At 51.2% G+C, this 14,119-nt stretch carries 11 protein-coding genes, 3 tRNA genes and 2 rRNA genes; 4 read left to right on the top strand and 12 right to left on the bottom strand.

Going from position 1 to position 14,119, the window contains the following annotated elements; translation table 11 throughout:
• The 5 genes from AC6R0S_RS11605 to AC6R0S_RS11585 form a co-directional block, all read right to left on the bottom strand.
• Window positions 1-2,362, bottom strand: a 23S ribosomal RNA gene (locus AC6R0S_RS11605); the annotation flags it as partial.
• Window positions 2,363-2,765: 403 nt separating this feature from the next.
• A tRNA-Val gene (locus AC6R0S_RS11600) sits at window positions 2,766-2,841 on the bottom strand.
• A gap of 94 nt (window positions 2,842-2,935) precedes the next feature.
• Window positions 2,936-3,011: transfer RNA gene (locus AC6R0S_RS11595), tRNA-Lys, on the bottom strand.
• 1 nt (window position 3,012) lies between these two features.
• Window positions 3,013-3,088: transfer RNA gene (locus AC6R0S_RS11590), tRNA-Glu, on the bottom strand.
• Window positions 3,089-3,249: 161 nt separating this feature from the next.
• Window positions 3,250-4,805 (bottom strand): 16S ribosomal RNA (locus AC6R0S_RS11585).
• Window positions 4,806-5,329: 524 nt separating this feature from the next.
• Between AC6R0S_RS11585 and AC6R0S_RS11580 the strand changes: the two genes are divergently transcribed.
• Entirely contained in the window at window positions 5,330-5,881 is a 552-nt protein-coding gene (locus tag AC6R0S_RS11580; protein WP_500630525.1) for a gamma carbonic anhydrase family protein, read from the top strand.
• On the opposite strand, the gene AC6R0S_RS11575 is transcribed toward AC6R0S_RS11580, so the two are convergent.
• From AC6R0S_RS11575 to hemF, 3 genes are all read right to left on the bottom strand, one after another.
• Complete coding sequence (locus tag AC6R0S_RS11575; protein WP_500630524.1) at window positions 5,868-6,137, bottom strand: DUF1488 family protein; 270 nt, start codon at window positions 6,135-6,137, stop codon at window positions 5,868-5,870. The genes AC6R0S_RS11580 and AC6R0S_RS11575 overlap by 14 nt on opposite strands.
• A gap of 3 nt (window positions 6,138-6,140) precedes the next feature.
• On the bottom strand, window positions 6,141-6,971 hold the full coding sequence (gene aroE / locus AC6R0S_RS11570; RefSeq protein WP_500630523.1) for a shikimate dehydrogenase: 831 nt from the start codon (window positions 6,969-6,971) through the stop codon (window positions 6,141-6,143).
• Between the two features lie 90 nt (window positions 6,972-7,061).
• Window positions 7,062-7,979 (bottom strand): oxygen-dependent coproporphyrinogen oxidase, encoded by a 918-nt coding sequence (hemF, locus tag AC6R0S_RS11565; RefSeq protein WP_500630522.1) that lies wholly within the window; start codon window positions 7,977-7,979, stop codon window positions 7,062-7,064.
• Between the two features lie 242 nt (window positions 7,980-8,221).
• Between hemF and purE the strand changes: the two genes are divergently transcribed.
• On the top strand, window positions 8,222-8,707 hold the full coding sequence (gene purE, locus AC6R0S_RS11560; RefSeq protein ID WP_334555486.1) for a 5-(carboxyamino)imidazole ribonucleotide mutase: 486 nt from the start codon (window positions 8,222-8,224) through the stop codon (window positions 8,705-8,707).
• Between the two features lie 3 nt (window positions 8,708-8,710).
• The gene (locus tag AC6R0S_RS11555; RefSeq protein WP_487903321.1) at window positions 8,711-9,844 is read left to right on the top strand and encodes a 5-(carboxyamino)imidazole ribonucleotide synthase; all 1,134 of its coding nucleotides are present in this window, start codon (window positions 8,711-8,713) and stop codon (window positions 9,842-9,844) included.
• A gap of 172 nt (window positions 9,845-10,016) precedes the next feature.
• Here AC6R0S_RS11555 and AC6R0S_RS11550 read toward each other — a convergent pair whose 3' ends face one another.
• From AC6R0S_RS11550 to AC6R0S_RS11535, 4 genes are read right to left on the bottom strand one after another with little or no spacing between them, the layout of a single operon-like run.
• Entirely contained in the window at window positions 10,017-10,598 is a 582-nt protein-coding gene (locus AC6R0S_RS11550; RefSeq protein ID WP_334555488.1) for a DNA topoisomerase family protein, read from the bottom strand.
• 27 nt (window positions 10,599-10,625) lie between these two features.
• The gene (locus tag AC6R0S_RS11545) at window positions 10,626-11,105 is read right to left on the bottom strand and encodes a DUF494 family protein (protein WP_334555489.1); all 480 of its coding nucleotides are present in this window, start codon (window positions 11,103-11,105) and stop codon (window positions 10,626-10,628) included.
• A gap of 2 nt (window positions 11,106-11,107) precedes the next feature.
• Complete coding sequence (dprA, locus tag AC6R0S_RS11540; protein ID WP_500637961.1) at window positions 11,108-12,277, bottom strand: DNA-processing protein DprA; 1,170 nt, start codon at window positions 12,275-12,277, stop codon at window positions 11,108-11,110.
• Entirely contained in the window at window positions 12,274-13,398 is a 1,125-nt protein-coding gene (locus AC6R0S_RS11535) for a LysM peptidoglycan-binding domain-containing protein (RefSeq protein WP_500637960.1), read from the bottom strand. The genes dprA and AC6R0S_RS11535 overlap by 4 nt, the downstream gene beginning before the upstream one ends.
• 180 nt (window positions 13,399-13,578) lie before the next feature.
• Here AC6R0S_RS11535 and def point away from each other — a divergent pair, with 180 nt between their 5' ends.
• The gene (def, locus tag AC6R0S_RS11530; protein WP_500637959.1) at window positions 13,579-14,100 is read left to right on the top strand and encodes a peptide deformylase; all 522 of its coding nucleotides are present in this window, start codon (window positions 13,579-13,581) and stop codon (window positions 14,098-14,100) included.
• Window positions 14,101-14,119 lie beyond the last annotated feature (19 nt).

The raw sequence follows: 14,119 nt of genomic DNA, 5'->3' as shown, positions 1-14,119 counted from the left end.
TTCGCACCTGCTCGAATTGTCATTCTCGCAGTCAAGCGGGCTTATGCCATTGCACTAACCTCACGATGTCCAACCGTGATTAGCCCACCTTCGTGCTCCTCCGTTACTCTTTGGGAGGAGACCGCCCCAGTCAAACTACCCACCAGGCACTGTCCTCACCCCGGATAACGGGGCTAAGTTAGAACATCAAACATACAAGGGTGGTATTTCAAGGTCGGCTCCACAGATACTGGCGTACCTGCTTCAAAGCCTCCCACCTATCCTACACATGTAGGCTCAATGTTCAGTGCCAAGCTGTAGTAAAGGTTCACGGGGTCTTTCCGTCTAGCCGCGGGTACACTGCATCTTCACAGCGATTTCAATTTCACTGAGTCTCGGGTGGAGACAGCGTGGCCATCATTACGCCATTCGTGCAGGTCGGAACTTACCCGACAAGGAATTTCGCTACCTTAGGACCGTTATAGTTACGGCCGCCGTTTACCGGGGCTTCAATCAAGAGCTTCGACCGAAGTCTAACCCCATCAATTAACCTTCCGGCACCGGGCAGGCGTCACACCGTATACGTCATCTTACGATTTTGCACAGTGCTGTGTTTTTAATAAACAGTTGCAGCCACCTGGTATCTGCGACTCTCAATAGCTCCATCCGCAAGGGACTTCACCGTCAAGAGCGTACCTTCTCCCGAAGTTACGGTACCATTTTGCCTAGTTCCTTCACCCGAGTTCTCTCAAGCGCCTTGGTATTCTCTACCCGACCACCTGTGTCGGTTTGGGGTACGATTCCAACTTATCTGAAGCTTAGAGGCTTTTCCTGGAAGCATGGCATCAATGACTTCACGCCCTTGGGCGCTCGACATCGTGTCTCAGCCTTAAAGAGAGCCGGATTTACCTAACTCTCAAGCCTACGCACTTGAACCTGGACAACCGTCGCCAGGCCCACCTAGCCTTCTCCGTCCCCCCATCGCAATAAGTTGAAGTACGGGAATATTAACCCGTTTCCCATCGACTACGCCTTTCGGCCTCGCCTTAGGGGTCGACTTACCCTGCCCCGATTAACGTTGGACAGGAACCCTTGGTCTTCCGGCGTGGAGGTTTTTCACCCCCATTATCGTTACTCATGTCAGCATTCGCACTTCTGATACCTCCAGCATGCTTTACAACACACCTTCAACGGCTTACAGAACGCTCCCCTACCCAATACCTAAAAGGTATTGCCGCAGCTTCGGTTTATTACTTAGCCCCGTTACATCTTCCGCGCAGGCCGACTCGACTAGTGAGCTATTACGCTTTCTTTAAATGATGGCTGCTTCTAAGCCAACATCCTAGCTGTCTAAGCCTTCCCACATCGTTTCCCACTTAGTAATAATTTGGGACCTTAGCTGGCGGTCTGGGTTGTTTCCCTCTCCACGACGGACGTTAGCACCCGCCGTGTGTCTCCCGGATAGTACTTACTGGTATTCGGAGTTTGCAAAGGGTTGGTAAGTCGGGATGACCCCCTAGCCTTAACAGTGCTCTACCCCCAGTAGTATTCGTCCGAGGCGCTACCTAAATAGCTTTCGGGGAGAACCAGCTATCTCCAGGTTTGATTGGCCTTTCACCCCTAGCCACAAGTCATCCGCTAATTTTTCAACATTAGTCGGTTCGGTCCTCCAGTTGATGTTACTCAACCTTCAACCTGCCCATGGCTAGATCACCTGGTTTCGGGTCTATATCCAGAGACTGAGCGCCCAGTTAAGACTCGGTTTCCCTACGGCTCCCCTAGATGGTTAACCTTGCCACTGAATATAAGTCGCTGACCCATTATACAAAAGGTACGCAGTCACACCACGAAGGTGCTCCTACTGCTTGTACGTACACGGTTTCAGGTTCTATTTCACTCCCCTCACAGGGGTTCTTTTCGCCTTTCCCTCACGGTACTGGTTCACTATCGGTCAGTCAGTAGTATTTAGCCTTGGAGGATGGTCCCCCCATATTCAGACAGGATATCACGTGTCCCGCCCTACTCGATTTCACTGAATGTGCGTTGTCAACTACGGGGCTATCACCCTTTATTGCCGGACTTTCCAGACCGTTCGTCTAACGCATATAAAGCTTAAGGGCTAGTCCAATTTCGCTCGCCGCTACTTTCGGAATCTCGGTTGATTTCTTTTCCTCGGGGTACTTAGATGTTTCAGTTCCCCCGGTTCGCCTCGTTATGCTATGTATTCACATAACGATACCTGCTTATGCAGGTGGGTTTCCCCATTCGGAAATCCCAGACTCAAGTGGTTTTTACTACCTAATCTGGGCTTATCGCAAGTTAATACGTCCTTCATCGCCTCTGACTGCCAAGGCATCCACCGTGTACGCTTAGTCACTTAACCATACAACCCCAAAGGGTCTTATTGGCTCACTTACTTTCACTTTGAAAAGTGAAAACAAACTAAGCAACCAAAGTTGTCTGCAATTATTTAAACATGATGCAGACTCGATTTTGCCGGACTCAAATATCTTTTTATTTTACTTTTTTATAAAAAGTGAAAACAAAAAGCCAAGAACACTTGAATGTGTTTTTGTGTATTCATAGATATGAATACTTTGAGAACTTTACAAACAACAATAAATTGTTGTTTTGTCAGCTTTCCAAATTGTTAAAGAGCATGCGTTCTTTGCTAGTAAAAGCGAAGAAATACATTTTCTAAATATTCTTAGACGGTCGACAACTCCAACCACACACGTTTTACTGAAGTGGTTTGGACTGTTTGATATCCAAAAACATTTAGAGAATGGTGGGCGATACCGGGCTCGAACCAGTGACCCCCTGCTTGTAAGGCAGGTGCTCTCCCAACTGAGCTAATCGCCCACATTATGTGGTTACTTTTTTCTTAGGCAAGGCAAGTTGTGAGGCCGTGTACAAAAGTACACAACGAGCAACTTAACGCCGCATAAGAGAAAAGTGGTGGGTCGTGCAGGATTCGAACCTGCGACCAATTGATTAAAAGTCAACTGCTCTACCAACTGAGCTAACGACCCGTGGTATCCCGTAGGGGAGTCGAACCCCTGTTACCGCCGTGAAAGGGCGGTGTCCTAGGCCTCTAGACGAACGGGACACTGGATAAGTTTCTAGTGAACTAGTGCCTAGCTCCTAGAGACTGTGAACCTTTTGGGAAAGGTTCATTGTATTCTAGGGACTAGTAACTAGCCTCTAGAATTTCTCTTTACTTTTATAAACCATCAATCTGTGTGGACACTCAAAACGATAATCATCGTATAAGGAGGTGATCCAGCGCCAGGTTCCCCTAGCGCTACCTTGTTACGACTTCACCCCAGTCATGAACCACAAAGTGGTGAGCGTCCTCCCCGAAAGGTTAAACTACCCACTTCTTTTGCAGCCCACTCCCATGGTGTGACGGGCGGTGTGTACAAGGCCCGGGAACGTATTCACCGTGGCATTCTGATCCACGATTACTAGCGATTCCGACTTCATGGAGTCGAGTTGCAGACTCCAATCCGGACTACGACGCACTTTTTGGGATTCGCTTACTCTCGCAAGTTCGCCGCCCTCTGTATGCGCCATTGTAGCACGTGTGTAGCCCTACTCGTAAGGGCCATGATGACTTGACGTCGTCCCCACCTTCCTCCGGTTTATCACCGGCAGTCTCCCTGGAGTTCCCACCCGAAGTGCTGGCAAACAAGGATAAGGGTTGCGCTCGTTGCGGGACTTAACCCAACATTTCACAACACGAGCTGACGACAGCCATGCAGCACCTGTCTCAGAGTTCCCGAAGGCACCAATCCATCTCTGGAAAGTTCTCTGGATGTCAAGAGTAGGTAAGGTTCTTCGCGTTGCATCGAATTAAACCACATGCTCCACCGCTTGTGCGGGCCCCCGTCAATTCATTTGAGTTTTAATCTTGCGACCGTACTCCCCAGGCGGTCTACTTAACGCGTTAGCTCCGAAAGCCACGGCTCAAGGCCACAACCTCCAAGTAGACATCGTTTACGGCGTGGACTACCAGGGTATCTAATCCTGTTTGCTCCCCACGCTTTCGCATCTGAGTGTCAGTATCTGTCCAGGGGGCCGCCTTCGCCACTGGTATTCCTTCAGATCTCTACGCATTTCACCGCTACACCTGAAATTCTACCCCCCTCTACAGTACTCTAGTCTGCCAGTTTCAAATGCAATTCCGAGGTTGAGCCCCGGGCTTTCACATCTGACTTAACAAACCACCTGCATGCGCTTTACGCCCAGTAATTCCGATTAACGCTCGCACCCTCCGTATTACCGCGGCTGCTGGCACGGAGTTAGCCGGTGCTTCTTCTGCAGCTAACGTCAAATGAGTGCGCTATTAACACACCCACCTTCCTCACTGCTGAAAGTACTTTACAACCCGAAGGCCTTCTTCATACACGCGGCATGGCTGCATCAGGCTTGCGCCCATTGTGCAATATTCCCCACTGCTGCCTCCCGTAGGAGTCTGGACCGTGTCTCAGTTCCAGTGTGGCTGATCATCCTCTCAGACCAGCTAGGGATCGTCGCCTTGGTGAGCCCTTACCTCACCAACTAGCTAATCCCACCTGGGCATATCCTGACGCGAGAGGCCCGAAGGTCCCCCTCTTTGAGCCGAAGCTATTATGCGGTATTAGCCATCGTTTCCAATGGTTATCCCCCACATCAGGGCAATTTCCCAGGCATTACTCACCCGTCCGCCGCTCGACGCCGTTATCGCTCACCCGAAGGCTTTAGATAACTCGTTTCCGCTCGACTTGCATGTGTTAGGCCTGCCGCCAGCGTTCAATCTGAGCCATGATCAAACTCTTCAATTTAAGATTTTGTTCGGCTCAATGAATACTGAACATTCCTTGACTAGAAGTAGCACCAGTAATGTTTGAATTGACTGTGCTGAGTCCGAAGACTCAATGGTCACTTCGTATCATTGAAACCTAATTTGAAGTTTCCTGAAGAAACTTCTAATTGGATTATCATCAACGAGTGCCCACACAGATTGATAGGTTTATATTGTTAAAGAGCGCTCGTTGGCTGTGACCTTGGTCACTTACAAGACGGCAGGTCATTTTAGCGATTCAAGTTTTAGTGTCAACCACTTTTTTCAAACTTTTCTCAGCAATTTTTGCTGGGCTATTTAGACCTTGCTGTTACGGTGAGTATCAACTTATTCGGACGCCTTGCCGTGTCAGCGAGGGGGCATTATAGAGATCGGCGTCACATTGGCAACCCCTTTTCAGCGATTTTTTTGATTTTTTTACTGTTTGCGTATTTTCTATGCGCAACGGGCTATTTTTGCCACTATTCTTGGCAACATATCGTGCTATCGCATATAGGAGAAGAGATGAGTTCCCTACGCAGTTATAAAGGTATCCAACCTCAAGTTGGCGATCGTGTCTATATAGATAGCAGTGCTGTCTTGGTTGGCGACATCACACTGGGCGATGATGCCAGTGTTTGGCCTTTGGTGGCCGCTCGTGGAGACGTCAACCATATCCGAATTGGTGCGCGTAGCAATATTCAAGATGGTTCGGTGCTTCATGTCACCCATAAGAATGCTGAAAACCCTCAAGGCTACCCACTGATTATCGGTGATGATGTGACCGTGGGTCATAAGGTGATGCTGCACGGCTGTACCATTGGTCATCGCGTGCTCGTTGGCATGGGCGCGATCGTGCTCGATGGTGTGGTCATTCAAGATGAGGTGATGGTGGGAGCAGGCAGTTTAGTCCCACCGGGGAAAACATTGGAAAGTGGCTATCTGTATGTCGGCTGTCCAGTTAAGCAGGCTCGCCCTTTGACAGACAAAGAGCGCGCTTTCTTACAAAAATCTGCCGATAACTACGTGCAGAATAAAGACGACTACTTAAATGAGGTTGAGATCATTCCTGGTTGAGTTCAATTTCACCGCGGCTGTTAAACATCTCGTCTTCTATTAAAGACTCAGCTTGCTCTTCAAGGTCAAAGCGCCATTGTTCAAACAGTTCGATGGCGTGCTGACCCGAGGTAATGCTTTGCTGCGCATACGACTCCAGTACCGCTTGGCTCACCACACACTCAATCAAGGCACCCGCTTGCTGAGCAGGGAAGCAAACCGCAGCGCGCTCTTCATCCCAATGCTGTCGTTCGGGAAACAAAATCGATTGATTCATCTTTTACCCTTGTAAATTTTTACGCAGCTCGCGCAGCACCTGCTTAGTGCCTGGGCGTAAACCTCGCCACAGCATAAAGCTTTCCGCCGCTTGGCCAACCAACATCCCTAAGCCATCATAGCTTACGGGCGCACCCGATTGTTCCGCCCAGGCATTAAAAGGCGTTTTGCCTGAGCGGTAGACCATGTCATACACCACTTGGCAACCTTGAAAAATGGTCGGTGATACCGCTGGCAACTCACCACTCAATCCCGACGACGTTGAGTTAATGATGACATCAAAGCCAGTCTCGACCTCTTCCAGTGAGGCGGCTTGCACCACACCAAACTCAGCGAAAAGCTCTGCCAACTGTGATGCTTTGGCTTTGGTGCGATTGGCGATCACTATTGAGTGCGGGTGCTGGTCGAGCAGCGGTTTGATCACGCCGCGCGCCGCGCCGCCAGCGCCAAGCAATAGTATTCTCGCCCCTTTCAGTACCACTTGCTGGGAAAGCAAATCTTGCACTAATCCTTCACCATCGGTGTTATCACCAATGATGTCTCCATCATCTAACTTCTTTAAGGTATTAACGGCACCGGCCAATTGCGCTCGCTCAGTCAGGCGGGTCGCAAACTGAAACGCCTCTTCTTTAAACGGTGCGGTGATGTTGCACCCCTTACCACCTGCAGCAAAGAACTCCGCTACCGCCGTTTTGAATGTGCCGATCTCAGGCTGCTGCGTTTGATAGGTTAACGCTTGGTTGGTCTGGCGAGCAAATAAGGTATGGATAAAAGGCGATTTACTTTGGCTAATGGGATTGCCAAACACCACATAGCGGTCAAGAGGTTGTGTCATGTCCTTACCTACACAAAAATAAACGGGTCAACGGTCATTGACCCTATCACTATCCCGGCCAGGATCAAGCGCTATGCCGAGATAAACATGTTACCAATCACGCGGTTTGAGGAAATCGCGATACAAAACCGCTTCAGGGCTGTCTGGCTCAATCTGATAATTGTACTCCCAGCGAGCCAGTGGCGGCATCGACATCAAAATCGACTCGGTTCGGCCACCACTTTGCAAACCAAACAAGGTTCCTCGGTCATAGACGAGATTAAACTCCACATAGCGACCACGGCGATAAAGCTGAAATTGACGCTCTCGGTCAGTGTAGGGCGTCTCTTTGCGGCGCTCAACAATCGGCAAATACGCCTGGGTATACCCTTCACCGATCGCTTTGATGTAATCAAAACACTTATCAAATGGCCACTCGTTGAGATCATCAAAAAATAGCCCACCGACGCCACGCGTTTCATCACGGTGCGGCAGGTAGAAGTAATCATCACACCATTTTTTGTGCTTGGCATACACATCATGACCAAAAGGTTCACACACCTCTTTCGCACTGCCATGCCAGAACTGAGCATCTTCTTCAAATGGGTAGAAGGGGGTCAAATCGAACCCGCCGCCAAACCACCATATCGGCGCCTCGCCCTCTTTTTCGGCAATAAAAAAGCGCACGTTGGCATGGGAGGTGGGCACATAAGGGTTATTCGGATGCATCACCAATGACACGCCCATGGCTTCAAAGCGTCGCCCGGCTAACTCTGGGCGATGGGCAGTGGCCGAAGCGGGCATCGCTTTGCCAGAGACATGAGAGAAATTGACGCCGCCTTGCTCAAACACCGCGCCTGCTTTCATCACTCGGGTGCGACCACCGCCACCGAGCCGCTCTCCGGGTTCACGCTGCCACGCATCCTCAACAAACAGCGCTTGGCCGTCGGCCTGCTCAAGCTGCTGACAAATGGTCTCTTGCAGTGCCAACAAAAACTGCTTCACCGCCTGCTTATCGATTTCTGACATTTTACTTCCTTGCAGGGTAGGCCCTGTTTCACCACGCAGTCACTGGCTGCGTCTTCTTGGGATGAGACTCAGTGTACAAAGAATCTGCGTCGAAGACTAATCACTGCGCGGTTCAAAGTGCGCGCAAACGTTTGCTTGCTAGGGAAAACGCCGTATAATGCGCACAAATTGGCGATGTGGTTGTACTGGGTTTACGACACATCCTGTTTTTCATTCCACACAAAAGGTTGAAGGAGTTTGAGATGAAAGTCGGTATCATCATGGGTTCAAAATCAGATTGGCCAACAATGAAGCTCGCCGCGGAAATGCTGGATAGATTTGGTGTTGAATACGAAACTAAAGTCGTCTCTGCGCACCGCACTCCTCAATTATTGGCAGACTACGCCAACAGCGCGAAAGAGCGCGGTCTGAAAGTGATCATTGCTGGCGCTGGCGGCGCTGCGCACCTGCCGGGCATGGCAGCGGCGTTCACAAGCTTACCTGTCTTGGGTGTTCCTGTTCAATCACGTGCCCTAAAAGGGATGGATTCGCTACTTTCTATCGTGCAAATGCCAAAAGGCATCGCGGTAGGTACACTGGCGATCGGCGAAGCGGGCGCAGCGAATGCGGGTATTTTGGCCGCGCAAATCATCGGTACCCACGATGAGTCCGTGATGGAGAAGGTCGAAGCGTTTCGCCAAGAGCAAACTGAGACCGTCCTTGCTAACCCAAACCCAGCCGAGGACTAAACCATGCATGTGTTGGTGTTAGGTGCAGGCCAATTAGCACGAATGATGTCTCTTGCGGGCGCACCACTGAACATTGAGATCTCGGCGTACGATGTCGGCAGTGAAAACATTGTCCATCCTCTCACCCAACACGTGGTGGGCCACGGTCTTCGCAATGCCATTGAGCGTGCCGATGTGATCACGGCTGAGTTTGAACATATCCCACACGATATTTTGACCCTCTGCGAGCAAAGCGGGAAGTTTTACCCGTCAGCAGAAGCGATCAAAACCGGTGGCGATCGCCGTATTGAGAAGGCGCTATTAGACAAAGCGGGCGTTCGCAACGCCAACTACCATGTCATTGAGAGCCGGGAAGATTTTGATCGCGCGATCGAAAAAGTCGGCATTCCTATGGTGCTGAAAAGTGCCCTAGGTGGCTACGATGGTAAAGGCCAATGGCGATTGAAAGACGCCGCTCAAGCGGACAGCATTTGGCAAGAGATGGCACAATGCATCCAAGCCAGTGAGACACAAGCGATTGTGGCGGAAGAGTTTGTCCCGTTTGGCCGAGAAGTTTCCTTGGTGGGCGCACGAGCCAAAGACGGCTCAGTCGCTGTTTACCCTCTGGCTGAGAACGTCCACACCCAAGGGGTGCTAAGCCTATCGACCGCCATTTCTGACCCGAAGCTGCAAGACCAAGCGCAGGCGATGTTTAGCGCTGTAGCCGAGAGTCTCGACTACGTGGGCGTGCTTGCCCTTGAGTTTTTCGATGTCGATGGCACCCTGCTCGTGAATGAGATTGCACCGCGCGTGCACAACTCCGGTCACTGGACGCAGCAAGGCGCAGAGACCTGTCAGTTTGAAAACCACCTAAGAGCCGTGTGTGGCTTGCCGCTTGGCAGCACCAAACTGGTTCGTGAAACGGCGATGATCAACATCCTTGGCGAAGATACGCTGCCACAAGCGTTGCTGGCCATTGAAGGGTGCCATATCCATTGGTACGGCAAAGAGAAGCGTGCTGGACGCAAGATGGGTCACATCAATGTCTGCGGCGACTACAGTGGTGAGCTACAACGCAAGCTGTGTGAACTGGCCACCCTGCTCGACAGCGATGCCTTCCCTGCGGTGCATGAGTTTGCACAAAACTTCGAATCGTAATCGGATCAAATGAGTGTTGGCTCTGCGAACACTGGATTGAAAAAGGCGCTCATGGCGCCTTTTTTGTCTTTAATGACATTGTATTTGCTGTAACGCTCGGCCGCTCCGATATCGCCTTACCACTGTATAGTCTTAAATCACGATATAGTCTTAAATAGGCACTCGCCGAAAATTAAGACTGAATGGCCTGACAACGTCGAGCTGCACACTGCAACTGTTGGCCTTTTGCGCTGTGCTTTTCCACCAGCAGTGGAAACCCACACACTTGGCACTCACCACTGACGGGCGGCTGATTGACGGCAAACTTGCATTTCGGGTAGCGGTCACATGCATAAAACAGCTTACCAAAGCGAGATTTACGCTCGGTCAGCTGACCTTGATGGCATTCAGGGCAGGCGATGGCGACGTTGTCCTCACTCGGCTCTGCGGGGGCATCGATCGACTCAATGTGGTGACACTCAGGGTAATGACTGCAACCGACAAACATCCCATAGCGACCTTGGCGCAGCACCAACTCATGACCACACTCAGGACATGGCACACCTAACTCTTTAACGATGTGGCCATCATTTTGATGCAAAGGTTTGATGTAATCGCATTGCGGGTACAAGGTGCACCCCAAGAAAGGACCATGTTTGCCATGGCGCAGCGACAGCTCCCCCGCCAAGCCTTGAGCTTGGCATTTCGGGCACGCCTGATGTTCTAAGGCGTGCTCGTGGGCAGAAAACAACTGATGGTCGATTTTATTACTCATATCACTTAGGGTCGCAAAGCGACGGTATCAGTGCAAGATACCCTGCTCTTTGGTGTAAAGAAGCTCTTCCATAAGCGTGTATTCATTTTCATTGCCCGGCACATTAAACAGCACCATTAAGACAATCCACTTGAGATCATCAAGCTCAAACTCATCGGTTTCGAGCCCCATCACTCGGTCAATGACCATCTCACGTGTTTCCGCCGTCAACACGCTCACTTGCTCTAAAAACATTAAAAAGCCACGACACTCAAGGCTGAGGCGGTCGCACTCTTTGGCGGTATAGATACGCGTAGACGGAGACGAGGTACTGACAGAGATCGCTGAGTGCGCTTCCGTTTGCTGTAGCGCCGCCAACTCTTCTAACCAGACCAGGGCCTTATATATGTCTTTCTGATGAAAACCAGCGCGAAGTAACTCTTCTTCTAGCTCATCTTGGTCGACCTGTAACTCTGCATCGCTATGGATGTAGGTCTCAAACAGATACATCAAAATATCCATCATCATAGCTAGCCCCTCCCCTTTAAAATGTAGCCACCGGAAACTGCAACAACGTGCCCTAAAAGCTCGAGCTCCAAGAGCTGCATCATGACATCCTGCACGGGTATATGGGTCCGCGATGCTAAGATATCAACTGGTGTAGCCTCATTACCTACGTTAGCTAACAGCTCGGGAAATGGCAATTCTTCTTTGCTCACTTTCGTCGCTTCTTTATCGTTAGGAGATAAAAGCGCTCGGAAATGCGAGCAGCTCGGCGTCTGGGTGCGTGATTCGCTCTGTTTATCCGCCTGTTGCCGCGACCATGCCAGCAAGCTGTCGAGCTCGCATAAGATGTCCTCAACCTCTTGGACTAAGCTCGCCCCTTGCTGAATTAAGCGGTGGCAACCCCTGGCATAGACTTGATGAATAGAGCCGGGAATGGCAAACACTTCGCGGCCTTGCTCAAGGGCATAACGCGCGGTAATTAATGAGCCGCTTTTCTCGGCCGCTTCCACCACCAGCACGCCCAGCGATAAACCACTGATAATGCGATTGCGGCGAGGAAAGTGATCCGCCTTAGGTTTGGCCTGCGGATGCAACTCACTGACCAACGCGCCTTGCTGAGCAATACGCCCTGCCAGCGCTCGGTGGCGAGCAGGGTACACTTCCCCAAGACCACTGCCGAGCACCGCGACCGTCTCTCCGCCCGCTTTCAGCGCGCCATCATGGGCATAGCCATCGATGCCGAGCGCGAGTCCGCTGGTGATACACAGCCCCTCTTTGACCAACGCACTGGCAAACTCTCTGGCGAGCGAAAGCCCATCCTGACTGGCATTGCGACTGCCCACCATGGCCAATTGCGGCAAGTGAATCGCCTCAATCTTGCCTTTGACAAACAGCACCGCCGGCGACGCAGGGGCGTTGGCGAGCAGTGGCGGATAGTCACTCGCGTCACGGGTGACGATATGGTGATCCGCCTCGCGCTCGCGCCAAGCCAAACACCCATCCACCTCTTTTTCTGCGCGCCGCTGAATATACTCCACCTGATGCTCACTCAAGCCAAACGCGCGCATCTCGTCGCTCGAACTAGAGACAATCTCGTGCGGCTCGGCCACCTTTCGCAAACGCTCAAAGGTCTTCGGACCAATTCTGGGCGTAAAATAGAGCGTCAGCCAAGCGCGCAGCTCACGCTCTGTCATCCTTGCTCCTTACCCTGTAGCTCTGCGTCCACAACGTCTTCAGCGGATTTAAGCGTCGCCAGGGGAGAGCGCAAACGGGTTTCAGTGGCAATCGGCTGCTCGCTCTGGGTGACTAGCGCCAGGCTAAAGTCGTGATAAGGACGAATCACCATCAAATGCCCAATGCGCACATCCGGCAATTGCTGCACCTCTTGCCTAGCCAATACCCCTTGGCCAGCTTTGGCCACCTTGTGACCCGGCTGATAGAGGTCGAACATACTGCCTTGACGCAGGGCATCGCGCGCGCCGCGGTCAATGACCACGACTTGATGCTTGCCCACATATTGGCTGCCTTCTAAAGACCCTAAGATTGAGGCATTAATGGCCTTAGGCGAGGGCTGGGGATAAAAGCGTTGACTGAAATCAGACTGAGCCTCACGCACGGGCAAGGCGATGTCTTGCGCGAGAATTTCCTGCGTTTGTTGGCGAACTTTGAGCGCCGTCATGTCCGTATCGCTCTGCGCTGTAGACTCATCCGCAGACTCGGCGACCGCGATTTTTTTCAGCGCAATGACGCGTTTATCATCGCGTGTGAAGGTGGTCATTTTGCGGTAAATGTGCCACTCACCTTGCACTTGTTGCCCCGTGACATAAAGCAGTTGTTGCCCGGTGAGATATTGTAAGCCATTGCTCGAGCCAATCACCTTGGCACTCTCTGCCAATAACGACTGGTCAAGCAAGAGATCCGATTCTAGGTACGGCAACACCCACTCTTCACGCAGCGTCGGCAGCGCTTGTTTATCAAGCTTTCTTACTTTCGGGCTCAGTTTGTGCATCGGTTTCACCGTCAGAACCGGCTCACCATTGCGCCAAATCAGATTGAGCTTGTCACCGGGATAAATCAGGTGAGGATTATCAATATCAGGATTGACCTGCCATAGCCGTGGCCAAAGCCAAGGGCTATCGAGGTAGAGCGCCGAAATATCCCACAAGGTATCGCCTTTGACCACGACATACGTCGTGGGCGCATCGGGCTTGAGGGTTAACACCGACGAGACAGAGAAAGGAACCCAAGCCACCCACAAGGTCGCCACGCAGAGAAGTGGCCTGCGCCAACTGGAACACCGTTTGAAACTCACCATCACCTAAATCCTTGGTTATCTGAAAGAAACCGCTGCTCAACTTAGGTGTGTGTGCTCAACATTGACACCGAGAGTGGCAGGGAAAATGCGTAATGATGCTGTCATTTAGGTTATAAAATGTCTAGAATTGAGCCAACAAGCTTTACCCTGATTCGGCACAGTTCAACATTTTGAGTGTATATGTCTGTATTACAAGTATTAACATTCCCAGATGATCGCCTTCGTACCGTGGCTAAGCCCGTAGAGAAAGTGACGCCTGAGATTCAAAAACTCGTCGATGACATGATTGAAACCATGTACGACGAAGAAGGAATTGGTCTTGCGGCCACCCAAGTCGATGTTCACCAACGTATCGTGGTGATTGACATTTCGGACACCCGTGATGAGCCAATGGTGCTTATCAACCCAGAAATCATCGAGAAACGCGGTGAAGATGGGATTGAAGAGGGCTGCCTATCGGTGCCTGGCGCACGCGCTTTAGTACCTCGCGCAGCCGAGGTGACGGTCAAAGCGCTCAATCGCGATGGTGAAGTATTTACCTTCGAGGCGGATGACCTGCTTGCGATTTGTGTTCAGCACGAACTTGACCACCTAGAAGGCAAGCTCTTTGTCGATTACCTATCGCCACTGAAGCGTAAACGCATCCAAGACAAACTGGCGAAGATCAAGCGATTCAACGAAAAACAATCCGCCGGTAAGTAAGCGTATTACTGAGAAAGAA

Source organism: Vibrio sp. R15-SG3-ISO1B, assembly GCF_059833835.1.
The sequence above is the reverse complement of the archived record's forward strand: the minus strand, read 5'-3'. Positions and strand labels throughout refer to the sequence as shown.

What these genes read in the sequence shown, in the direction of transcription:
- purE (WP_334555486.1), top strand. Translation starts at nt 8,222, where the DNA reads ATGAAAGTCGGTATCATCATGGGTTCAAAATCAGATTGGCCAACAATG.
- AC6R0S_RS11580 (WP_500630525.1), top strand. Translation starts at nt 5,330, where the DNA reads ATGAGTTCCCTACGCAGTTATAAAGGTATCCAACCTCAAGTTGGCGAT.
- dprA (WP_500637961.1), bottom strand. Translation starts at nt 12,277, where the DNA reads ATGACAGAGCGTGAGCTGCGCGCTTGGCTGACGCTCTATTTTACGCCC.
- AC6R0S_RS11555 (WP_487903321.1), top strand. Translation starts at nt 8,711, where the DNA reads ATGCATGTGTTGGTGTTAGGTGCAGGCCAATTAGCACGAATGATGTCT.
- AC6R0S_RS11545 (WP_334555489.1), bottom strand. Translation starts at nt 11,105, where the DNA reads ATGATGATGGATATTTTGATGTATCTGTTTGAGACCTACATCCATAGC.
- AC6R0S_RS11535 (WP_500637960.1), bottom strand. Translation starts at nt 13,398, where the DNA reads ATGGTGAGTTTCAAACGGTGTTCCAGTTGGCGCAGGCCACTTCTCTGC.
- AC6R0S_RS11550 (WP_334555488.1), bottom strand. Translation starts at nt 10,598, where the DNA reads ATGAGTAATAAAATCGACCATCAGTTGTTTTCTGCCCACGAGCACGCC.
- AC6R0S_RS11575 (WP_500630524.1), bottom strand. Translation starts at nt 6,137, where the DNA reads ATGAATCAATCGATTTTGTTTCCCGAACGACAGCATTGGGATGAAGAG.
- def (WP_500637959.1), top strand. Translation starts at nt 13,579, where the DNA reads ATGTCTGTATTACAAGTATTAACATTCCCAGATGATCGCCTTCGTACC.
- aroE (WP_500630523.1), bottom strand. Translation starts at nt 6,971, where the DNA reads ATGACACAACCTCTTGACCGCTATGTGGTGTTTGGCAATCCCATTAGC.
- hemF (WP_500630522.1), bottom strand. Translation starts at nt 7,979, where the DNA reads ATGTCAGAAATCGATAAGCAGGCGGTGAAGCAGTTTTTGTTGGCACTG.